Origin of the sequence: Streptomyces sp. BE303, assembly GCF_036290945.1 — a bacterium.
Classification (GTDB): domain Bacteria; phylum Actinomycetota; class Actinomycetes; order Streptomycetales; family Streptomycetaceae; genus Kitasatospora.
The window spans coordinates 32,569-54,573 of the sequence record NZ_JAQYWZ010000895.1; the positions used below are offsets into that span (position 1 = coordinate 32,569).

At 75.7% G+C, this 22,005-nt stretch carries 18 protein-coding genes; 6 read left to right on the plus strand and 12 right to left on the minus strand.

Annotation, left to right across the window (positions count from 1 at the left end; genetic code table 11):
- Window positions 1-19 precede the first annotated feature (19 nt).
- Together PUR56_RS34410 and PUR56_RS34415 are read left to right on the plus strand one after the other, a co-directional pair.
- Entirely contained in the window at window positions 20-787 is a 768-nt protein-coding gene (locus PUR56_RS34410; RefSeq protein WP_329951829.1) for an ABC transporter permease, read from the plus strand.
- On the plus strand, window positions 766-1,599 hold the full coding sequence (locus tag PUR56_RS34415; protein ID WP_329881199.1) for an ABC transporter ATP-binding protein: 834 nt from the start codon (window positions 766-768) through the stop codon (window positions 1,597-1,599). Before PUR56_RS34410 ends, PUR56_RS34415 begins: the two co-directional genes overlap by 22 nt.
- Window positions 1,600-1,707: 108 nt before the next feature.
- On the opposite strand, the gene PUR56_RS34420 is transcribed toward PUR56_RS34415, so the two are convergent.
- The 5 genes from PUR56_RS34420 to PUR56_RS34440 form a co-directional block, all read right to left on the minus strand.
- The gene (locus tag PUR56_RS34420; RefSeq protein WP_329951830.1) at window positions 1,708-3,186 is read right to left on the minus strand and encodes a SulP family inorganic anion transporter; all 1,479 of its coding nucleotides are present in this window, start codon (window positions 3,184-3,186) and stop codon (window positions 1,708-1,710) included.
- A 169-nt stretch (window positions 3,187-3,355) separates the two neighbouring features.
- A complete protein-coding gene (locus tag PUR56_RS34425; RefSeq protein WP_329881201.1) occupies window positions 3,356-3,958 on the minus strand; it encodes a carbonic anhydrase in 603 nt (200 codons plus the stop codon).
- 592 nt (window positions 3,959-4,550) lie between these two features.
- Window positions 4,551-5,234, minus strand: coding sequence for a response regulator transcription factor (locus tag PUR56_RS34430; protein WP_329881203.1), 684 nt, complete (start codon window positions 5,232-5,234; stop codon window positions 4,551-4,553).
- The gene (locus tag PUR56_RS34435) at window positions 5,231-6,427 is read right to left on the minus strand and encodes a sensor histidine kinase (protein ID WP_329951831.1); all 1,197 of its coding nucleotides are present in this window, start codon (window positions 6,425-6,427) and stop codon (window positions 5,231-5,233) included. Before PUR56_RS34435 ends, PUR56_RS34430 begins: the two co-directional genes overlap by 4 nt.
- A 465-nt stretch (window positions 6,428-6,892) precedes the next feature.
- Complete coding sequence (locus tag PUR56_RS34440) at window positions 6,893-9,256, minus strand: MMPL family transporter (protein ID WP_329951832.1); 2,364 nt, start codon at window positions 9,254-9,256, stop codon at window positions 6,893-6,895.
- A 541-nt stretch (window positions 9,257-9,797) separates the two neighbouring features.
- On the opposite strand from PUR56_RS34440, the gene PUR56_RS34445 reads away from it, so the two are divergent.
- The 4 genes from PUR56_RS34445 to helR all read left to right on the plus strand — a co-directional run bounded on the left by PUR56_RS34445 (window position 9,798) and on the right by helR (window position 15,523).
- Window positions 9,798-10,922 (plus strand): DegT/DnrJ/EryC1/StrS family aminotransferase, encoded by a 1,125-nt coding sequence (locus tag PUR56_RS34445; RefSeq protein WP_329951833.1) that lies wholly within the window; start codon window positions 9,798-9,800, stop codon window positions 10,920-10,922.
- Window positions 10,923-10,983: 61 nt separating this feature from the next.
- A complete protein-coding gene (locus PUR56_RS34450; RefSeq protein ID WP_329951834.1) occupies window positions 10,984-11,955 on the plus strand; it encodes an NAD-dependent epimerase/dehydratase family protein in 972 nt (323 codons plus the stop codon).
- Window positions 11,956-11,968: 13 nt separating this feature from the next.
- The gene (locus PUR56_RS34455; RefSeq protein ID WP_329951835.1) at window positions 11,969-13,072 is read left to right on the plus strand and encodes an MGDG synthase family glycosyltransferase; all 1,104 of its coding nucleotides are present in this window, start codon (window positions 11,969-11,971) and stop codon (window positions 13,070-13,072) included.
- Between the two features lie 300 nt (window positions 13,073-13,372).
- Window positions 13,373-15,523, plus strand: coding sequence for an RNA polymerase recycling motor ATPase HelR (gene helR, locus PUR56_RS34460; protein WP_329951836.1), 2,151 nt, complete (start codon window positions 13,373-13,375; stop codon window positions 15,521-15,523).
- Between the two features lie 40 nt (window positions 15,524-15,563).
- Here helR and PUR56_RS34465 read toward each other — a convergent pair whose 3' ends face one another.
- The 7 genes from PUR56_RS34465 to PUR56_RS34495 form a co-directional block, all read right to left on the minus strand.
- A complete protein-coding gene (locus PUR56_RS34465) occupies window positions 15,564-16,415 on the minus strand; it encodes a polysaccharide deacetylase family protein (RefSeq protein ID WP_329951837.1) in 852 nt (283 codons plus the stop codon).
- Window positions 16,416-16,421: 6 nt separating this feature from the next.
- Complete coding sequence (locus tag PUR56_RS34470) at window positions 16,422-17,222, minus strand: SDR family NAD(P)-dependent oxidoreductase (protein ID WP_329951838.1); 801 nt, start codon at window positions 17,220-17,222, stop codon at window positions 16,422-16,424.
- The gene (locus tag PUR56_RS34475; protein WP_329951839.1) at window positions 17,219-18,199 is read right to left on the minus strand and encodes a DMT family transporter; all 981 of its coding nucleotides are present in this window, start codon (window positions 18,197-18,199) and stop codon (window positions 17,219-17,221) included. Before PUR56_RS34475 ends, PUR56_RS34470 begins: the two co-directional genes overlap by 4 nt.
- 93 nt (window positions 18,200-18,292) lie before the next feature.
- Window positions 18,293-19,984: a condensation domain-containing protein gene (locus PUR56_RS34480; protein ID WP_329951840.1), complete on the minus strand. Its 1,692-nt coding sequence runs from the start codon at window positions 19,982-19,984 to the stop codon at window positions 18,293-18,295.
- A 124-nt stretch (window positions 19,985-20,108) separates the two neighbouring features.
- Complete coding sequence (locus tag PUR56_RS34485) at window positions 20,109-20,888, minus strand: 4'-phosphopantetheinyl transferase family protein (protein ID WP_329951841.1); 780 nt, start codon at window positions 20,886-20,888, stop codon at window positions 20,109-20,111.
- Entirely contained in the window at window positions 20,885-21,703 is an 819-nt protein-coding gene (locus tag PUR56_RS34490; protein ID WP_329951842.1) for a hypothetical protein, read from the minus strand. The genes PUR56_RS34485 and PUR56_RS34490 overlap by 4 nt, the downstream gene beginning before the upstream one ends.
- Window positions 21,704-21,707: 4 nt before the next feature.
- Window positions 21,708-21,998: an acyl carrier protein gene (locus PUR56_RS34495; RefSeq protein ID WP_329881219.1), complete on the minus strand. Its 291-nt coding sequence runs from the start codon at window positions 21,996-21,998 to the stop codon at window positions 21,708-21,710.
- Between the last annotated feature and the right edge of the window lie 7 nt (window positions 21,999-22,005).

Genomic DNA, 22,005 nt, shown 5'->3' on the forward strand with positions numbered 1-22,005 from the left:
CCGCCGCACCCACCGACCGGTGGGCCGCCCGCGCCGCCGGATCCCGTTCGCGCGCGCCCTCGGACCGGTCCTGCTGCTCGCCCTCTGGTGGGTGGCCTCGGCCACCGGGCTGCTCGACCCGCAGACCCTCGCCCCGCCGGCCGACGTCGCCGCCGCCTTCGGCGACCTGGCCCGCAGCGGCGAGCTCCAGGAGCACCTGCTGGTCTCGCTCCGGCGGGCCGCCCTCGGCCTCGGTTTCGGGGTCGCCGCCGGACTGCTGCTCGCGCTGGCCGCCGGGCTCAGCCGGATCGGCGAGGCGCTGATCGACGGAACGGTGCAACTGGTCCGCTCCCTGCCGATCCTCGCGCTGGTGCCCCTGGCCATCATCTGGTTCGGCATCGGCGAGGAGGTCAAGGTGATCCTGGTGGCCCTGGGCACCCTCGTCCCGGTCTACCTCAACACCCACGCCGCGCTGACCGGCCTGGACCCCCGGTACGCGGAGCTGGCCCGGACCGTCGACCTGACGCCGGCCGGGTTCCTGCGGCGGATCGCCCTGCCGGGGGCCGCACCGGGCTTCTTCACCGGGCTGCGGATGTCGGTCACGATCTCCTGGCTGGTGCTGGTGGTCAGCGAACAGATCAACGCCTCCAGCGGCATCGGCTACCTGATGACCCAGGCCCGCACCTTCGGCCGCACCGACGTCATCGTGGTCGGCCTGGTCGTCTACGGCCTGCTCGGCCTGCTCTCGGACACCCTGGTCCGCCTGTTCGAAAGGAGGGCGCTGGCATGGCGCCGCACCCTGGCCTGACCGCCGACACCTTCACCGGTGCGGACCCCGTCGGCGCGACGGACGGTCCCGCCGTCCGGCTGCGCGGGCTCACCCGCTCGTTCGGCGGCCGGACCGTCCTGGACGGCGTCGACCTCGACCTCGCACCCGGCGAGTTCACCGCGCTGCTCGGCCACAGCGGCTCCGGGAAGTCGACCCTCCTGCGGGCCCTCGGCCGGCTGGACGGGTACGAGGACGGCCGCCGGGCCGGTCGCCGCGGCGGCGCCGGCCGCGGCGACACCCCCGGTGCGACCGGTTCCGGGACGGCGGACGTCCCGGAGCGCGTCTCGGTGGTGTTCCAGGACGCCCGGCTGCTGCCCTGGGAACGCGTCCTGGAGAACGTGGTGCTCGGTCTCACCGGTCCGGACGCCGGGGAGACCGGACGGACCGTCCTCGCCGAGGTCGGCCTGGCCGGCCGCGAGCGGGACTGGCCGGCCGTACTGTCCGGGGGCGAGGCCCAGCGGGCGGCGCTCGCCCGCGCCCTCGTCCGGCAGCCCGAACTCCTGCTGCTGGACGAGCCGTTCGGCGCCCTGGACGCGCTCACCCGGCTGCGGATGCACGCCCTGCTGCGGCGGCTCTGCGCCCGGTACCGGCCGTGCGTGCTCCTCGTCACCCACGACATCGACGAGGCGCTGGCGCTCGCCGACCGGGTCCTGGTCCTGACCGACGGCCGGATCTCGCACGACCTGCGGCCGTCGGCAGGTACGGCGGGCGGTACGGCGGGCGGCGGGCACGTGAAGGGCCGCGGTGAGCTGCGCGGTGAGCTGCTGGCCGCGCTCGGCGTGGAGGAGTGAGACGCGGGCGGGGCGGCGGGGGCGGGCGGGCCGGACCACCGGCCGTCCCCGCCCCCGCCGCCGTCCCGTCAGACCGGGTCGGGCCGTGCCGGACGCCGTCGGACTCCGTCAGGCCGAAGCCGGGAGACCCACCAACTCGGCCGACCCACTGCGGTTGTGGCGCTCCTGCCAGAGCTCCAGCGCGCTGCGACAGGCGTGGTCGAGGTGGCGCACACCGGACAGGTCGAGCCGGACCGGGCGGCCCGCGGGCAGCCGTTCCAGGGTCTCCATCAGACGCGGCAGCCGCAGGAACGTGGCGTTGCCGTGCAGCACCACCTGGATCTCCTCGCCGTCGGAGAGGTCGGCGACCGTCACCTGGAGGTGCGAGGTGTCCCAGGCGCTCTTCAGCACCGCGAGGAGCAGGCCGAGCAGCACCCCTTCCAGCAGGTTGGTGACCACGATCGCCACGGCCGTGACGGCCAGGATCACCGCCTCGCCGCGGTCGGCCCGCCAGAGCGGGCGGAGGGAGCGGACCGGCACCAGCTTGGCGCCCGCGTGCACCAGTACCCCGGCCAGCGCGGCGAGCGGGATCGCCGACAGCGCGGCGGGGATCAGCGCGGCGAAGAGCAGCAGCCAGACCCCGTGCAGCACCCGGGAGGCCTTCGTCCTGGCGCCGGCCTGGACGTTGGCGGCGCTGCGGACGATCACCGCCGTCATCGGGAGCGCACCCAGCACGCCGCAGAGGGTGTTGCCGACCCCCTGGGCGAGCAGCTCGCGATCGTAGTCGGTGCGCGGGCCGTCGTGCAGACGGTCGACGGCCGCCGCACTGAACAGGCTCTCGGCGGAGGCGATCAGCGCGAACGTGAAGGCCGTGCCCAGCACTCCGAGGCTGCCGAGCGCGGCGAGGTCGGAGACGCCGGGCAGGTCGATCACCCCGCCCAGGCCGGCCACCTCGATCCGGGCGACCGGGAGGTCGAACAGCGCGGTGACCGCCGTGGCGGCGGCCACGGCCACGAGCGGCGCCGGGACCACCCGGACCCTGGCGGGCAGCCGCGGCCAGAGCAGCAGGATCGCCACCGTTCCGGCGCCGACCGCGGCGGCGGCGAGCCCGCGCGGGCTGCCGGCGACGTCGGCGACCAGGCCCGGCAGTCCGGCCAGCTTCGCGGGCCCGCCGGAGGGGCCCTTCGCGTCGGCCAGCGCGTAGAGCTGACCGGCGATCAGGACGAGGCCGATCCCGGCGAGCATGCCCTGGACGACCGAGACGGAGATCGCCCGGAACAGCCGGCCGAGGCGGGCCGCTCCCATGGCGAGCTGGAGGAGGCCGGCGACCGCGGTGATCACACCGAGGGTCGCGAGGCCGTGTTCCTGGACGGCGGCGAACACCAGCACGGTCAGGCCCGCGGCGGGGCCGGACACCTGGAGGCTGCTGCCGGGCATCAGCCCGGTGACCAGGCCACCGACGATGCCGGTGACCAGCCCCAGTTCGGCCGGCACCCCGGAGGCGACGGCGACGCCCACGCAGAGCGGGAGGGCGACCAGGAAGACGACGAGGGAAGCGGCGAAGTCGGAGCGCAGAGTGCTCAGCCGAAGGGCGGGACGACGAGTCATCGGGTCCTCGGGAGAGTTGTGGTGTGGGGACGGTGGCGGTGCGGACGACGGCCCTGCGGGCCGTACGGCCGCGAGCGGTGCGGGAGCGAGGGGTGCGCAGACGAAGCACGGGGCCCCGGGCCGCGCGGACGCGGACGGTCCTGCTGCGGGCCGTCGCGCGGAACCGGCCTCAAAGCGGGAGGAAGAGGCCGGCGTCCGCCCGGTGCGCGAGCACCAGGCCGGTGTGGATCTCGTAGAACCAGCCGTGGAGTCTGATCTCGCCCTCGACCAGCCGCCGGGCGACGGCGGGGTAGCCGCGCAGCCGGTCGAGCTGGGTGAGGACGTGGCGCTGTACCGGCCCGGCCACGGTCGGGTCGAACACGTCGGCCTCGTCCGCGCGGAGCACCTCGTGGTCGGCGTGGCGCAGCCAGGCGCGGACGGCGGGCACCACGCTGAGGTCCTCGCCGCGGACCACGGCTCCGACCGCGCCGCAGTGCGAGTGCCCGCAGACGACGATGTCGCGGACGCCGAGCACTTCGACCGCGTACTCGATGGTGGCGGTCTCGCCCGAGGAGCCGTCGGCCCGGTAGACCGGGACGATGTTGCCGGCGGTGCGGAGCTCGAAGAGGTCGCCGGGGTCCGCGTTGGTGATCAGCGTGGGGACCACGCGCGAGTCGGAGCAGGTGATGAAGAGGGCCTGCGGGGTCTGGCCGGCCGCGAGGCCGGTGAGCTCCCGGCCGGTGTCTCCCGCACGCTGCGGGAACGCCCGGGCCCTGTCGATGAGCGGTTCCATGAGGGTGGATGCCTCCTTCGGTGACCCCCTCGGCCTCGGCCGGGAGGGGCGGTGGACGGGCAGGCACGTCGGAACCAGACGTCTCCGGTGGACGGACGGGTACGGGCCGTGGCACGGCGCGCCGAACAGCCGCGCGTCGATGACCCTCGGTGTCCCCCCGGTGACCTGATGCCGCGTCAAGACGAAGTAAAACACGGGTATGGGGAAGGCAAAAGCGCATACCGAGCACGGATCGTGCCGATCCGGTAAACATCCTGTTACCTCGGACGGCAGAGCGCGGCCCCGGGCCCGGCACGCTGGGGCGCGAGGCCCCGCGCACACCGCACCGACCTCGACGAGTAGTTGCGTTCCCGGCGGTACGCGCCCCTTCCGCATACGTACGCCCCCCGGAACGAAGGTGCCGAGGGCCGGCGCCCCGGCCCGGGGCCGACCCTTTGCGAACGACGACCCGACCCGCCGGACGGACCACTGCACGTCGGCGGCGGCGGCTCGAACACCCGTGCCCTTCAGCGGTGTTCGGCGAACACCCGCGCACGCGGCGACCGGCCCGGCGGGACGCCCGGCGGCGCCGGCCCGGGCCGCCCGGGTGGTGTCAGGGGGCCTGGCGGGGGCTCTGCACGAGGCCGGACTGGTAGGCGAGGGCGACGAGTTGGGCCCGGTCGCGGGCCTCCACCTTGGACATCGCCCGGTGGACGTGGGTGCGGACGGTGAAGGGGCTGACGAACATCCGGGCCGCGATCTCCTCGTTGGTGAGACCGGTGGCGGCCATCGCCATCACCTCGCGCTCGCGGGCGGTCAGGGCGGCGAGGCGCTCGGGCACGCCCGCGGGGGCGCGGGCCGGGTCGGGGTGCGCGAGGAGCTGCTCGATCACGGCGCGGGTGGCGGCGGCGGAGAGCAGCGGGTCGCCGGCCGCGACCCGGCGCAGGGCGCCGAGCAGCTCCGTCGGTTCGGCGTCCTTGCCGAGGAAGCCGCCGGCCCCGGCGCGCAGGGCCTGGGCGACGTACTCGTCGATCTCGAAGGTGGTGAGGATGAGCACGCGGGTGCCCGCGAGGTCCGGGTCGCCGCAGATCGCGGCGGTGGCGGAGAGCCCGTCGACGCCGGGCATCCGGATGTCCATCAGGACGACGTCGGGGCGGGTGGACCTGGCCAGCTCGACCGCCTCCCGGCCGTCGGCGGCCTCACCGACCACCTCCATGTCGTCCTCGGCGTCGATCAGCACGCGGAAGGCTCCGCGCAGGAGCGCCTGGTCGTCGGCGAGCAGCACGCGAATGGTCATCGGGGATCCTTGTCCTCTCGGGCGGCGGCGGTGCGCAGGGGCAGTTCGGCGGAGACCAGGAAGCCGCCGCCGGGGCGGTGGTCGGCGGTGAGCCGGCCGCCGACGGCGGAGGCGCGCTCCCGCAAGCCGATCAGGCCGTAGCCGGCCGGCCCGGTGGGGCGGGGGCGGGCGGCGGGCCGGTCGTTGGCGACGGCGACCAGGACCCGGCTGCCCGTGTACGTCAGGGTGACGGCGGCGGCGGTGCCGGTGGCGTGTTTGGCCACGTTGGTCAGGGACTCCTGGAGGATCCGGTAGGCGGTCAGGTCGACGCCCGGGGAGAGCGGCTGCGGCTCGCCCTCGACGGTGAGCCGGACCGGCAGGCCGGCGCGTTCGAAGGAGTCGAGCAGATCGGGCAGCCGGCCGAGGCCGGGGGCGGGTTCGAGCGGGGCCTCGGGGTCGTCGGCGCGGCGCAGCAGTCCGACCGTGGCCTTGAGCTCGCGCAGCGCGGAGCCGGTGGCGTCGGTGAGGTGGCTGAGCATCTCGCGGGCCTGGGCGGGGTGCCGGTCGAGGAGGTGGACGGCGATGCCGGCCTGCGCGTTGGCGAGGGCGATGTGGTGGGCGACCACGTCGTGCAGGTCGCGGGCGATCCGGATCCGCTCGTCGGCGACCCGGCGGCGGGCCTCCTCCTCGCGGGTGCGTTCGGCGCGTTCGGCGCGTTCCTCGATGGCGGCGAGGTGGGCGCGGCGGTTGCGGACGGAGTCGCCGAGGGCGCCGGGCAGCAGGATCCAGGAGACGACGCCGATCTTGGCCCCGATCGGCCCGTCGGGCTCGTTGATCGCGGTGACGATGGTGACCAGCACGACCACCACGCCGGTGGCGATCCGGGCGGTGGTGCGGTCGGTGTGCACCGCGACGAAGTACAGCGCGGCCACGAGCGGGGCGATCAGGCCAGGGGTGAGCTGGACCACGGTGAAGCAGATCGCCAGGCCGCCGACGAGGGTCGCCGCGAGGACCGCCCAGGGGCGGCGCCGGTGGGCGAGGACGGCGGCGCTGGAGAGGACGGCCAGGGTGAGGGCGGCCGGATCGGGCTCCAGGTGGTTGCCGAAGCGGTCGGTCATGGTCGACCCGGCGGTGACGACGAGCAGCCCGAGCGTGAGCAGCGCGTCGAGCAGGCGGGGGTAGCGGCGGGCCCGGCGCAGCCAGGTGTCGGTCATGCTCGCATCTCCAGGTCCGGGGGTGCCCTGGCGGCTCCCCCGGCCGGGGGTGCCAGTTCGGTACGTCGCGCGGAGGCGGTGGGGCGGGTGGGGCGGTTGCGTCGGGTGGGGCGGGCGTGGCGGTTTCGGTGGCGCGGTTCGACGGCGTGGTTCGTACCAGTTTGACCGGTCGGGCCGTCGGAACGGAGGCCGGGGCGGCCTCCCGCCTGTGAGACCGGTGACACCCGGGCCGTCCCGGGCCGTCCGGAGCGCCCCGGACGGCCCGGGACGCGGCCCCGGCGGGGGCCCCCCCCACCCCCCGGGGCCCCCCCGGGGCGCCCCGCCCCCCCGGGGGGGTGCCCGCCCCCCCCGGGTCCGGCGGGGGCGCCCCCGGGGCCGGGGGCCGCCGGGGGGCCGGCCGCGGAGGGCCCCCCGGCCGGCCGGGGGCCCCACGACGGGGCCGACGCGACGGACGGGACGGACGCGCTAGACCCGCACGGAGTGCCGGCCCTGCCCGGCACCGCTGTCGTCCCCGGCACCGCTGTCGTCCCCGGCCTCGCCCCCGGGCTCGGGCCAGGACCCGGAGCGCGGGACCGGCGGCGGGCTCTGGAGCCGGGCTCCCTCGACGTCGATGTCGGGCAGGATCCGCTCCAGCGGGCGCGGCAGCCACCAGGCCCGGCGGCCGAGCAGGGCGAGGGCGGCCGGCACGATCGCCATCCGGACCACGAAGGCGTCGAAGGCGACGGCGGCGGCCAGGCCGAAGCCCATCATCTTGATCATCGACTCGTCCATGCCGATGAATCCGGCGAAGACGCTGATCATGATGAGCGCGGCGGCGGTCACCACCCGGGCGTTGTGGCGGAAGCCGGTGACCACGGCCTGGCCGGGCTCCTCACCGTGGACGTAGGCCTCCCGGATCCGGGTGACCAGGAACACCTCGTAGTCCATGGCCAGGCCGAAGACCACACCGACCATGAAGATCGGCATCATGCTCATCACCGGGCCGGTCTGCTCGACCCCGATCAGCTCGGCGAGCCAGCCCCACTGGAAGACCGCCACGACGGCGCCGAGCGCGGCGGCCACCGAGAGCAGGAACCCGAGCGCGGCCTTGACCGGGACGAGCACCGAGCGGAAGACGACCAGGAGGAGCAGGACGGCGAGGCCGACCACGACCGCGAGGTAGGGCACCAGCGCGTCGGTGAGCTTCTGCGAGACGTCGATGTTCATCGCGGTGGGTCCGCTGACCAGGACGGTCGCGCCGGTGGCGGCCTTCAGGTCGGGGGCCCGGTCCCGGATGTCGTTGACCAGGGCGGTGGTCTCGGCGGCGCTCGGGCCGGTGGCCGGCACGGCGTTGACCAGGGCCGTGTCACCGGCCTTGTTGAACACCGGCGGCGAGACGCTGACCAGGCCCGGCAGGGCGGCGACGGTCTTGCCGACCTGCTCGGCCGCGGCCTTGGGGTCGGGCGCGCCCTTGACGTCGACCAGCAGGGTCAGCGGGCCGTTGAAGCCCGGGCCGAAGCCGGCGGAGAGGTGGTCGTAGGCACGCCGCTGGGTGGTGGAGGTGGGCTTGGCCTCGTCGCCCGGCAGGCCCAGCCGCAGGTCCAGCGCGGGCACCGCCAGGATGCCCAGGCCGACCACCGCGCCGACCAGGACGGCGACCGGGCGGCGCAGCACGTAGCGGGCCCAGCGGGTGCCGCCGTTGTCGCGCGGCCCGGCGGCGCCGGGTCCGTGGACCGTGTCCGGTCCTTCGGCGCCGGCCGCGCGGCGGCCCCGGGAGCGGGAGCGGGCACCGAAGCGCGAGCCGGGGCGCGCGCCCGGACGGGAGCCGGCGCGGTCCTTCCTGGACAGCACCCGACGGCCGAGGAAGCCGAGCAGCGCCGGGACGAGGACGAGTGCGACCAGGACGGCGATCACGACGGTGCCGGCCGCCGCCATGCCCATCTTGGCGAGGATCGGGATGCCGACCACGGAGAGCCCGGCGAGCGCGATCACCACGGTGAGTCCGGCGAAGACCACGGCGGACCCGGCCGTGCCGACCGCCCGGCCGGCGGCCTCCTCCGGCTCGTGGCCCTCCAGGAGCTCCGCCCGGTAGCGGGAGACGATGAAGACCGCGTAGTCGATGCCGACCGCGAGGCCGAGCATCATCGCGAGCGTGCTGGTGGTGGTGGAGAGGCCGAGCGTGCTGCCGAGCGCGGTGATCAGGGCTATCCCGAGCCCGACCCCGACCAGGGCGGTGAGCAGCGGCAGTCCGGCGGCGAGGAGCGAGCCGAAGGTGATCACCAGGACGACCGCGGACATCGCCATGCCGATGGCCTCGGTGGAGCCGCCCGCCTCGGGGCCGGGCATCAGCGCGGTGCCGCCGACGTCGACCGTGAGCCCGGCGTCGCGCCCGTGCTGGGCGGCCTGTTCCAGCCGGTCGGTGGCGGTCTCGGCGACCTTCCCCGGCTTCTCGCTGTAGCTGATCGTCGCGTAGGCGGTGGTGCCGTCCTTGGAGACCGCACCGGCCTGGAACGGGCCGACCGCGCCGGTGACCTGCTCGGTGCCGGCGAGTTCGGCGACCGTCCGCTCGACCGCCTGCTGGTTGGGGGCGGCGGTGATCTTCTGCCCGGACGGCGCCACGAAGACGATCCGGGCCGAGGCACCCTCGGCCGCGGCGCCGGGGAAGCGCTCGTCCATGAGGTCGAAGGCCTTCTGCGCCTCGGTGCCGGGCATGGAGAAGCCGTCGTCCGGGGCGGCCGGGGCCTTGGTGGCCAGCACTCCCACGGCGGCCAGCAGGGCGACCCACAGCAGGGTCACCAGGCGGCGCCGGAGGAAGGACCATCGGCCCAGGCGGTAGAGGAATGTGGCCACGGGTGAGCGGACTCCTTCGGGGTGGCGTGCGGGCGGGTCCCGGACGGGCGCCGTACCGGCCGGGACCGGGTCCCGGGCGGGTGTCGTCCTGTGCGGGGCTTCTCGTCAGGTGCTCGTCCGGGGGCGACCGGCCCGGCCGGCGGGCCGGGGCGCCCGGAACACGGCCAATCCTCCGGTGGAGGGCGTCTCGTCGTCGTCGCCCCTGCGCAGGCATTCCGGACTACTGCGGACGCATCAGCCCGACCCGGACGGCGTAGTGCGAGGCCGGCACGGCGGCCCGGGCGTCTCCGACCTGAGGCCGGGGCTCCCGCGACGCCGCACCGCCCCCGTACGCACCCCCGCACACGGCCCCGCGCCGCTCCCGCGCCACCGGCCCCGCCCGGCGCCCGGCCGTGCCGTCACCCGGGCGGGGGCGACAACGGGCCGGGGCCGGGCCGGCGAAGTAGCGTGATGTGCCTGGCCGGCCGCCGACCGGACGGCCCGGACCAGACCAGACCAGACCAGGTCGATGACGTGCTCATCCTGCTGCCGGAGGTGGCCCATGGGCGTTCCCGCCGCTCGCATCGTGTTCGACGAGAACGACCGCGCAGCCGTCGCGGACGCGGTCGACGACATGCTCGCCACCGGCGCGCTCACCCTCGGTCCCTGGACCGAACGCTTCGAGCAGTCCTTCGCCGCCGAGCACGGCGCCCCGCACGCGGTGGCCGTCGCCAGCGGCACCGCCGCGCTGGAGGTGGTCCTGCGCACCGTGGACGTCCGCGACCGCGACGTGGTCGTCCCGGCCGTCACCTTCTACGCGACGGCCGGCGCCGTACTGCACGCCGGCGGCCGACCGGTCTTCGCCGACGTCGACCCGGCCACCCTCGCGCTCGGCCCCGCCGCGCTGGAGGCCGCGCTCACCCCCGACACCGCGGCCGTCGTCCTCGTCCACATCGGCGGGCTGATCACCCCCGAGGTGGACGCGCTGCGCGCGATCTGCGACGCGCGGGGCATCCCGCTGGTCGAGGACGCCGCCCACGCGCACGGCAGCAGCTTCCAGGGGCGAGCCGCCGGCACCTTCGGCCTGGCCGGCGCGTTCTCGTTCTACCCGACCAAGGTCACGACCAGCGGCGAGGGGGGCATGATCCTCACCGAGTCCGCCGAACTGCGCGACGAGGCCCGCATCCACCGCGACCAGGGCAAGGGCTCGTTCACCACCAACCACCACGTCCGGCTCGGCGCGTCCTGGCGGATGAGCGAGCTGAACGCCGCCGTCGGCACGGTGCACCTGCGCCGGCTCAAGGAGTTCGTGGAGACCAGGCGCCGGGTCGCCCAGCGGTACGACGCCGCGTTCGCCGGGCCGGACGGCCTGCGGCCGGTCACCGAACCGGCCGGGTGCCGCGGCAACTACTACAAGTACGTCGCGCTGCTGCCGCCCGGCATCGACCGGGCCGCCTTCAAGCGGGCCGTCGCCGAGGAGTACGACGTACGGCTCTCCGGCGAGGTCTACGACCTGCCGCTGCACCTGCAACCGGTGCTGGCCCCGTACCGGCGGGCCGCGCTGCCGGTCGCCGAGGACGTCTGCGCCCGGCAGGTCTGCCTGCCGGTGCACTCCGACATGACCGAGGACGAGACCGACCTGGTGATCGAGGCGGTCTCGGCCGTCCACCGCCGGCTCGCGGGATGACGCCCGGACCCGCAGGGCCGGGACCGCGCCAGGACAAGAGCCAGGACAAGGAGACAGAACCGTGCGCGTAGCCGTCACCGGAGGATGCGGATTCATCGGCTCACACGTGGTGGACCGGCTCCTGGCCGCCGGGCACGAGGTGCTCGCGGTCGACACCACCGACAGGTACCCCAACCCCGACGCCGACCACGCCGGCATCGACGTCCTCGACCTGCCCGCCCTGACCGACGCGCTGGACGGCTGCGAGGTGGTCTTCCACCTGGCCGCGCAGGCCGACGTCGAGCGGGTCGCCGCCGACCCGGTCGGCGCCGTGCGGGCCAACATCGACGGGACCGCGACCGTCCTGGAGGCGGCCCGCCGCAGCGGCCTCAGCCGGACGGTCCTGGCGAGCACCGTCTGGGTCTACGGCGCCGCCCTCACCGACGACCGGATGGACAGCTCCGAACAGGAACTCGACGAGCACGTGCCGATCGAGCTCGACCACTGCGGGCACCTGTACGTCGCGACCAAGCTGGCCGCCGAGATGCTCGTGCACAGCTACCGCGAGCTGTACGGGCGGCACTTCACCATCCTCCGGTACGGCATCCCGTACGGGCCCCGCATGCGCGACGAGCTGGTCGTCGCCCGGTTCGTGCAGGCCGCGCTCGCCGGGCGGCCGATCACCATCGCCGGGGACGGCAGGCAGGGCCGCAACTTCGTCTACGTCGAGGACCTCGCCGAGGCCCACGTCCGCGCACTCTCCCCCGAGGCCGAGGACCAGACCTTCGCCCTGGAGGGCTCCACGGCGATCTCGGTCCGGGAAATCGCCGACACGGTCGACCAGCTGCTCGGGCCGGTCACCGTCGAGCACATCGAGGCGCGGACCGCCGACTACGCCGGGCGCCGCATCTCTGCGGCGCAGGCCAAGCGGCTGCTGGGCTGGTCCCCGCGGACCAACTTCACCGACGGCGTGCAGCGGTACGCGGACTGGTACCGGGCCGAAACCTCCGCACCGGGCACCCCTCCCGGCCCCGGCCCGCGCAGCGGCGCCTGAGGCGGGACGCGCGGTGCCGCACGCGCTGCTGGTGTCGGGCTCCCTCGGCCAGGGCCACGACGTGATGGCCCGGGCCTGCGCGGACACCCTGGAGGCCGGCGGCTGGACCACCCGCACGGTCGACGCGATGGCCCTGCTCGGGCAGCGCGCGGGCGCCGCCGGCGAGGCGGTCTTCCGCCGGCTGCTCGACCTGCCCGGCGTCTACGACGCGTTCCACTTCTCCGCGCTGCGCCCCGGCGCGCGGATCGCCCTGCTCGCCGACGCCGCGGCGCGGTCCCGGCTCGTACCGGCGCTGCGCGCGCTGGTCGCCGAGCAGCCGCCGGAGCTGGTGGTGTCGGTCTTCGCCACGGCGACCTCGGCCGTCAACCGGCTGCGGGCGGACCGCGACGCCCCCGGCTTCCGCCACCTGGTGCTCTGCACGGACGTCACGCCGCACCGGCTCTGGGTCCAGGACGGCACCGACCGCTTCCTGGTCACCTCGGAGGTCGCCGCGGCCGCGGTCCGCCGGTACCGGCCGGAGGCACCGGTCACCGTTCTGCCCGCGCCGCTGCGCGGACCGTTCTACCGCCCGCCGTCCCGCGCCGAGGCCCGCGCCGCGTTCGGGGTGCCGCCGGGTGCGCGGTGCGTCCTGCTGATGTCCGGCGCCTGGGGGCTCGGCCCGCTCGCCCGGACCGCCCCCGCGCTCGCCGACGCCGGGCCGCACGTGCTCGCCGTGGCCGGCCGCAACGCCGAGCTGGAGGACCGCCTGCGCCACGCCGCCGGCCGGCGCCCGCGCCTGCACGTCTTCGGCCACACCGACCGGATCCCGGCCCTGATGGCCGCCGCCGACCTGGTGGTGACCAGCTCCGGTGACACCTGCAGCGAGGCCCGCGCACTGGGCCGCCGGCTCCTGCTGCTGGACGTCGTCCAGGGCCACGGCCGGGACAACCTCCAGCACGAACTGGAACTCGGCCACGCCGACGTCACCTCGGCCCGCCCCGCCGACGTGGTCCGCTGCGCCCTCGCCGCGCTCGAACGGCCCGCCCCCGCCCCGTCCCCCGGTGCGTCGCCCGAGGGCTGGCACACGGGCTTCACGGCGGCACTGGAGCAGGTCGGACTCGCCGCCGGCCGCGCCTGAGAACCCGGCCGCGCCCGGGAAGCACGAAAGGCGAGGGAAACGGTCGTCCCTCGCCACTCTTAACCTATAGCGGACCGGGGGGCTTGCGGCAAGGCCCCCGTCATGCCGCAGAATCGCTCGGCAAGGCCATAACCAGCGGGGATTGGGAGATTCACCTAGTGCGTGTGCTTTTGTCGGTCTACAGGTCGTGCGACGCCGTCGAACCGGGGGCGGGCCGTACGCCCCGGCAGCGGGTGACCGGGGCGCGGCCCTGCGGGTCGCCGGTCCCCGCCGGAGCGACCCCGGATCGGAGCCGCTGACATGAACCCCCTGACCATCAGCGCCTTCGACCTCCCCGACCGCCTGGCCGCCAAGGCCGACCCGGCGCTCATCGGCCGCGACGAGCAGCACTTCGAGGACATCGGGGTCAGCCTCGAACAGGCCATCGCGGAACTGTCCGACAACCTCGACACCGTCCGCCGGGCGCCCGGCGGAATCGGCCGGGAGGCGATGGACCGGGACATCGAGGTCCACCGGCTGACCGACCGCCTGCGCACCCTGCGCCGCTTCGGCCTGGACCTGTGCCTCGGCCACATCGTCGGCGCGGACGACTCCGAGCCCCTGTACGTCGGGCGGCTCGGCCTCACCGACAGCACGGGCCGCCGGCTGCTGATCGACTGGCGCTCCCCCGCCGCCGAACCGTTCTTCGCGGCGACCCACGCCAACCCGATGGGGCTGGCGAGCCGCCGCAGGTACCGCTGGACCAAGGGCCGGATCAGCGACTACTGGGACGAGGTGTTCACCACCGACGGGCTCGAAGGACACGCCGCACTCGACGACCAGTCCGCCTTCATCGCCAGCCTGGGCGGCAACCGGTCGAGCCGGATGCGGGACGTGCTCGCCACCATCCAGGCCGACCAGGACGCCATCGTCCGGGCCGGGTCCCGCGGCGCCCTCGTCGTCGACGGCGGGCCGGGGACCGGGAAGACCGTCGTCGCCCTGCACCGCTCGGCCTACCTCCTCTACGCCGACCCCCGCCTCGGCCACCGGCGGGGCGGCGTCCTGTTCGTCGGCCCGCACGAGCCCTACCTGGCCTACGTCGCCGACGTCCTCCCCAGCCTCGGCGAGGAGGGCGTGCAGACCTGCACCCTGCGCGACCTCGTCACCGAGGGAGCCACCGCGGCGGTCGAGAGCGACCCGGAGGTGGCCCGGCTGAAGTCGTCCGCGGGCCTGGTGAAGGCCATCGAGAAGGCCGTCAGGTTCTACGAGGAACCGCCGACCGAGGCCCTGACGGTGACGACGCACTGGTCCGAGATCCGGCTGACCGCCGACGACTGGGCCGAGGCCTTCGACGCGCCGGAGCCGGGCACGCCGCACAACGAGGCCCGCGAGCAGATCTGGGACGAGCTGCTCTCCATCCTGACGGACAAGCACGACGGCGAGGACGTCCCGCCCGACCAGTTCCGCCGGTCGGTGATGCAGGACCGGGAGCTGGTCACCACCGTCCACCGCGCGTGGCCGCTGCTCGAAGCGGCCGACCTCGTCGGGGACCTCTGGACGGTGCCCGCCTACCTGCGGATGTGCGCCCCCTGGCTCGACCGCGACGACGTCCTCAAGCTCCGGCGCAAGGACGCCCAGGCCTGGACGGTCTCCGACCTGCCGCTCCTGGACGCGGCGCGGCAGCGGCTCGGCGACCCGGAGGCGGCACGGCACAAGCGCCGGCAGAAGGCCTACGTCGCGGCCGAGCGCGCCCGCATGGCCGACGTCATCGACCACCTCGTCCAGGCCGACGAGGACGGCGAGAACGCGCTGACCATGCTGCGCGGACAGGACCTCCAGGCCAGCCTCGTCGACGAGTCCGCGCTGCCCGGCCGGGACCCGGAGCCCCTCGCCGGCCCGTTCGCGCACGTCGTCGTGGACGAGGCGCAGGAGCTGACCGACGCGGAGTGGCAGATGCTGCTGCTGCGCTGCCCGTCCCGGAGCTTCACCATCGTCGGGGACCGCGCCCAGGCGAGGCACGGCTTCACCGAGTCGTGGCAGGAGCGGCTCGAACGGGTCGGACTCGACCGGATCGAGGTGGCCTCCCTCAGCGTCAACTACCGGACGCCGTCGGAGGTCATGGCGGAGGCCGAGCCGGCCGTCCGCGCCGCGCTCCCCGACGCCAACGTGCCGACGTCCGTCCGCAGCAGCGGCATCCCGGTCGTGCACGGGTCCGTGGCGGAGCTCGACCCGATCCTCGACGGCTGGCTCGCCGAGCACGCCGAGGGGACCGCCTGCGTCATCGGCGATCCGACGTTCGTGCCGACGCCCCGCGTCCGGTCGCTGACGCCGGAGCTGTCGAAGGGGCTGGAGTTCGACCTGGTCGTCCTCGTCGACCCGGAGGCGTTCGGCGAGGGCGTCGCGGGAGCGGTCGACCGCTACGTCGCGATGACCCGTGCGACCAGGCAGCTCGTCGTCCTCACCCGGTCCTGACGCCGCCCGGCGGGCGGCGTCGTCGCCGACCGCCGGAACGTCAGGGACTCCGGGGAGTCCACGGAGTCCCGGGGGGCGCCGCCGTCGAACGGTGGCGCCCCCCGGGGCCGGGGGCCGGAACGCCGTGGTCGCGGAGCGGGCCCAGCCGGAGCGCACGGTCGCGGCAGTGGTCGGCGATCAGGGGGAGCGCGTCGAGCGTCGCGCGCCAGGAACCGGGGGCCGAGGTGCAGTCGGAGTCGTGCAGGAGGAGGGTGGCACCCCCGGTGAGACCCGCCCGGGCGGTGCCGTAGACGGAGCCGCCGGTGGCACCGGCGACCCAGTCCCGGCCCCAGGTGGTCCACAGCACGGTCCGCAGGCCCAGGCGGTGGGCGGCGAGGGCCTGACCGGCGGCCAGCACGCCGTACGGCGGCCGGTACCAGGACGGGCGGGCGCCGCAGAGATCGGTGACCGCCTCGGTGACGCGGCGCAGTTCGCGCAGGTCACGGGCGGGGTCCGGGTACCACTGGCGCCGGTGGTACCACCCGTGGACGGCGACCTCGTGGCCACGGGTCACCAGCTCGCGGCCGAGTCCGGGCGCGCGTTCCAGCATCGTGCCCAGCAGGAAGAAGGTGGCGCGCAGGCCCAGCGCGTCGAGGGCGTCGAGGATCTCCGGAGTACCGCGCGGGTCGGGCCCGTCGTCGAAGGTCAGCGCGACGTGCCGGGGGTCGCCGTACCCGGCGGTGCGCCGGGCCGCGAGGCGCCGGACCGGCGGCAGCCGCACGGCGGCCGGGGCGAGGTGGAGGAGTTCGGCACCGGCGGCGACCAGCGCGGCGCCGCCGAGCGCCCGGGCCCCGGGCCCACCCGGCCGGCCGCTCGTGCCGCTCCCCCGGCCCCGGGCCCGACCCCGGCCCACCGGCGCCTAACCGAACCGGGCCGCCATCCGCCGGAACACGCCCGGGGCGACGCCGTGGATCCGGGCCGGGTAGCCCAGCCAGCGCGGCACGAAGACCCGGTCGCGGGCGGTGGTGACGGCGTCGACGACGATGCCGGCCACCCGCTCCGGGCTGACCGGGCGGGGGCGTTCGCGCTGGTACGGCGTGCCGCGCTTGGCGAAGAAGGGGGTGTCCACCGCGCCCGGGAGGACCAGCCGGACACCGACGCCGGTGCCCCGGAGCTCGTACCAGAGGCTCTCGGCGAACATGGTCAGCCCGGCCTTGGTCGCCGCGTACGCCGCCTCGTCGCGGACCCCGACCTGGCCGGCCATCGAGCCGATCAGGACGATCCGCCCCCGGTCGCGCTCCAGCATGCCGGGCAGGAGGAGCCGGGTCAGCCGCAGCGGGGCGGCCAGGTTGACCTCCAGCATCCGGTCCAGGGTGTCGACCGGGGTCCGGGCGAAGGGACCGCGCCAGCCCAGGCCCGCGCCCGCGATCACGGCGTCCACCCGCCCGGCCGAGGCGACGGCCGCCTCGGCGAGGCGCTGCGCGCCGTCGGGCTTGGCGAGGTCCTCGGGGAGCGGCAGCCCGCCGGTGCGGTCGGCGACCGCGTCCAGCCGGGAGCGGTCGGTGCCGGAGAGCAGCAGGCGCCAGCCGGCCGCGGCGAGGCGGCCGGCAGTGGCCGCGCCGATACCGGAGGAGGCTCCGGTGATCAGGACGACCGGCGGGTCGTCGGCGGGGCGGGGCCGTTTCCGCCGCGAGGGTGGCGGGGCTTCGTCCGTCGTCATGGCACCTGCCGCTCTGAGCGCACCTGGCCGTCCTTTTTGTCCGGCATGCCACCTTCGCACGACGGAGCCGTCCGGGCGACCGGGCCCGGCGCGGGGGCACGGCCCGGCGCGGGGTCCGCCCGGGCGCCGTCGCCGGTCGGGGCCGGTCCCAGCTCGGCCTCGACCTCGCCGAAGCGGGACAGCACGACGGTGCCCCCGACCGCGACCGCGAAGCCGGTCAGCGCGCACCAGGCGTAACCGGGCCGGGCCGCGTCACCGAGGGCCGCCACCCCGACCAGCGCCGGGCCGAAGGTCTCGGAGATCGTGCCGGCGGCGGTGGCGGCGGTCACCGTGCCCCGCTGCAACGCCAGCGCGTAGGCGAGGTACCCGCCGAGACCGCCGACGGCCAGCGCGTACCCCGCCGGATCGGTGAACACGGTGAGCGGCCCGGAGACGTCGAGGACCCGGACCGCAAGACTCGTCACGCCGAAGCCGACCCCGGCGAGCAGGCCGAGACCGGCCGCCGCGGCGTTGCCGCTCCGGCGGGCGAGGACGAGGGTGAGCAGCAGCATCAGCGCCGTCGTGGCGAGCAGCGCCCAGTGGAACACGGCCGGGGCGTGGTCGCGGCCCTCGCTCCCGGAGCCCAGCGCGAGCAGGGTGAGGCCGGCCACCACGGCGGCGATGCCCAGCAGGTCGCTCCGGCGCAGCCGGGCGCCGAGCAGGCGGGCGGCGGCCAGGCCGGTGACGGCGAGGCTGGCGTTGGTGACCGCCTGGACCAGGAACAGCGGCAGCGTGCGCAGCGCGACGATGCTCAGCGCGAAGCCGGCGACGTCCAGACCGGTACCGAGCAGGAACTGCCAGGAGCGGAGCAGCGCGGCCAGCAGTCCGACCTGCACCCGGTCCGCCTTCGGCGCCTCCCGCGCGCCGCGCGCCTGGAAGACCGACCCGAAGCCGAAGCAGACGGTGGCGACCAGGGCGGTGGTGAGTCCGAGCAGCATGGCTCTCCCAGCCTCGGGGGCAGGATCCACCCCCAGTCTCCGCCCGGCGGCTCCCCGGTGCAGCGGGGAGCCGCCGGGCGGAGACCGGCACGCTCAGGCGCGGCCGGGGCCCTCGGCGGTGGCGGGGAGCGCGGCCCAGCCGGCGGGGACGGCGCCGGCGTGGTGGTGGACGGCGTAGTGCTGCGGGGCCACGGCCGTCGCGCGTCCGGGGAGGACGGCGATCACCGCGCGGTGGGCGGTCTCGGGGGTGAGGGCGGGGTCGGTGGTGGCGATCCGGGCGGTCAGCCGGCCCTCGACGCAGGAGACCTCGACCAGCGGGTCGGGCCCCAACGCGTCGGCGAGCAGGGTGCGGACGGCGTCGAGGTGGATCCAGTCGGCCCCGACCCGGTGCCAGTCGCCGGTCCGGGTCGCGGGCCGCAGGTCGCTCAGCGCGGCCAGTTCGGCGAGCGGGAGCGGGCCTACGACGGCGGCGGCGAGGACCGCGGGCACGGCGCGCGCGAACCGCTCGGTCTCCTCCCGGTCGAGGACCTGGGGGCAGGCCAGGAGCGCGAACTCCAGGCTGCCGGTGGCCCGGAGGATGTTGACCATGAGGCGGACCGGGAGCGGCTGGTCGGGCAGCCAGGTCACCTCGGGGTCGGTGGTGGGAGCCGGGCGGGCCTCGGACATCGCCTCGGGGATGGTGAGGCTGAGGTCGTTGACGACGACCTGGCGGGTGAACCTGGCGCCGCGCCGCTCGGCGACGTCCTCGATGAGCTGCCAGACCTTGTCCGCGTTGAGCGTGCTGTTCCAGTAGCCGTTGAACGAGGCGACCTTGACGCGGCCGATCAGCTCGTCGAGGTCGGCGGCGTCGGTGTCGAGGGCGAGCAGGGCGTCCTGGGCGAGGGTGCCGATGTGGTCGGCCATCGCCGAGCGCTGGCGGTTGGCCGAGAGCGCGGCGAAGACCAGCTCGGTGCGGGCCGCACGGTGGGCGGTCAGGGCCGCGATGACGGCGAGCAGGACGACGGAGGGGCCCGCGCCGGTGCGGCGGGCGACGATGTCGAGGTCGGCGGCCGCGCTGCGGGAGCGCACCACGAGGGTGGCGAGACCGTCCGGCGGTCCGGTGATGCCGTCGGTCGCGAAGACGACCTGCGGGCCGGTGGCGAGGATGTTCTCCCAGTGCCGCAGCGCGGCCTGGGTCTTGCGGCGGCCCTGGGAGCTCTGCTCCTGCTCGGCGACCTGGAGCGGGGTGCGGGAGGTGACCGGCGGGAGGTCCTTGCCGGCGGCGAGGGCGGTCCAGTCCTCGATGAGCAGGGTGACCGCGGCGGCGTCCACCCCGGCGTGGCAGGCCACGACGACGAGCCTGCGCAGCTGGTCGCCGTCCGTGAGGAGGGTGAACCGCAGTCGGGGGGCCGCCGCCAGGTCGAACGGGACGGCCACGTCGGCTCGACCAAACTCGTCGGCCAGCTGGTCGAGTTCGGCTTCGCCGAGGGCGCCGGCGGGGACGGTGGTGACGGTGAACTCGCCGTCGCCGTGGACGTTCTGGAGCTCCGGGAAGCCGTCCGCGCCGGGGCCGGGCGGGAAGCCGGTGCGCAACGACTCGTGCCGCTCCAGGAGGGCGCGCAGGGCGTCGAGGGCGGCGGGCAGGGTGGTCCGGTCGGGGACCGGCCAGACCGACTCCTTGTTGATCTGCTCGGGGCGGTCGCGGCGGATGCAGCGGATCATGTTGTCCTGGCCGAGGGTGAGCGGGCCGGAGCCCGAACTCGCACCGCTGTACCGGATCGTGATCCGCCCGCTGGTCTCTGTCACGTCGTACGTGCCCTTCGGCTCGCCGGGTCTGCCGGGGGCGCCCCGGCGGCGGTGCGGGTCGGGGCGCCGTCGGCGGCCCGACCGAGTGGTCCGGACCGGAGGTCCGGAGTGTTCCGACGGATCGTCAGTTCAGCGCCGGGGCCGGCATGTCGGCCGACCAGGCCCGGACCGCGACGCGGATCGGGCGGGCACCGACGGCGGCCACCGCCGCACGGAACGGGCCGGGGACGGGCACGTCGTCGATCCGGCACGGGCCCGGCCCGAGTGCACCCGGGTCGGCGAGGAGCAGCGGCGCCGGGCCGGCCATGGGCAGGCCGAAGCCCTGGACGAGCCGCCCGCCGTAGGCCTTGACGCAGGCCTCGCGGCGGCACCACAGCTCGGTGAACCGCTCGGCGGGCCGGGCGTCCGCCGCGACGGCGGCGGCCTCCCCGGCGGGGAAGTAGCGTCCGGCGAGACGGGTGGCGGTCCGGGTGTCGCGGACCTCCTCGACGTCGACGCCGATCGCCCGCCCCCGGGCGAGCGCGAGCACCGCGAGCGCCCCGGAGGCCGAGTAGTTGAGGCTGACCGACCCGGACGACGCCCCGGGCCCGGCGGTCAACTCCGGTTTGCCGTGCGGGCCTTGGTGTCGGACGAGGTCTGCGGGCCGGCAGCCGAGCCGCGCACCGAGGAGCTGCCGGACGGCGCCGTGCACGACGGTGAACCGGCCGCCGAACCCGGGGTCGGGGCTCGCCGCGCGGGCACGCTCGTCCGGATCGAGCACGCCCCACAGGGCCTCGGTCACGGACTCCGGCTGGTCGGTGGGGATCAGCCACACGTCGATCAGGTCCGCGGTCCGGCCGCCCTCGGGGTCGGATTCGGGGTCGGGGCCGGCCCGACCACCGGCCGGGCCGCTGCCGTCGGTCACGGCCCGGCCCGCAGGGTCAGCGTGGAGAGCACACCGAGCCGCCGGTCGAGGTCGGCGAGCAGCACGGGCCGCCGTTCGTCCCGCCAGCCCGGCAGGCGGGCGGCGAGTTCGGACCAGAGGCCGGTGAACGGCTGCCCGGCGGGGGTGCGGATCGCGTCCACGTCGGGCACGTCCAGGCCGGCGGAGAGCAGGACCGCCGTGTCGGCGCCCAGCGCCTCGGCCTGTCGGCGCACCTCCTTGGCCGCCGACTCGGGCTCCATCAGGCTTTCCTGATGGACCGTCAGGTTCTCGCCCGGCCCGGTCTCGCAGACCAGGACCACGGCGCAGTGCCGTTCAGGCAGGACCACCGGTTCCGGCGGCAGGTAGTGCAGGGCGGTCTGCTCGGCGAGCACCACGACCGCGCGACCGCCGATGCCGGTCCGCCAGTACGCGACGGCGGCGCGCAGCGCGCCGAAGGCGGTGGCGGTTCCCTGGTCGCACAGGGCCAGCGCGGTCGGCGTGCCGGCGCAGGAGCGGCTGAGCGCCAGCGAGGTGGGCGCACCGGGGCGGATGTCCGGCGAGTCGAAGGCCTGGATCAGCAGGTCGGCCGGTTCGTCCGGTCCGAGCGCCTCGGCGAGCAGGCCCGCGGCCAGCTCCTCGTACGCGTGCCCGACCCCCTCGGTCAGCAGGTCCTCGCGGAGCGGCAGGCCGTAGGGGCGGACCAGGTCGGAGACGAACACCCGCAGGTCCGGGTCGAGCGAGAGCTCGGAACGGCCGTCGGTGTACCGCGCCAGCACCCGGGTCAGGCCGAGGCCCGGGGCGGATGCGGCGGCCATCCGGTCAGTCCTCGGGAATGACGTGCGTGGCGACGTACTGGGCGAGCTTGGTCAACGAGCGGAGGTCGTCCTCGCTGATCTGCTCGACGTCGACCTGGATGTCGAGCGCCTCCTCGACCTCCAGGATGAGCTCGATGGTGCCGGCCGAGGTGAGGCCCAGGTCGTCGAAGAGGCAGGCGTTCTCGGGGATCTCGGGGAGGTCGCGCTTGAGGACGCGCGGAAGCAGCTCGCCGAGGCTGTGCAGGACCCGGTCGCGCAGCTCGGCTTCGGTGGTCTGGACCACTTGATCGGACATGGTGGGA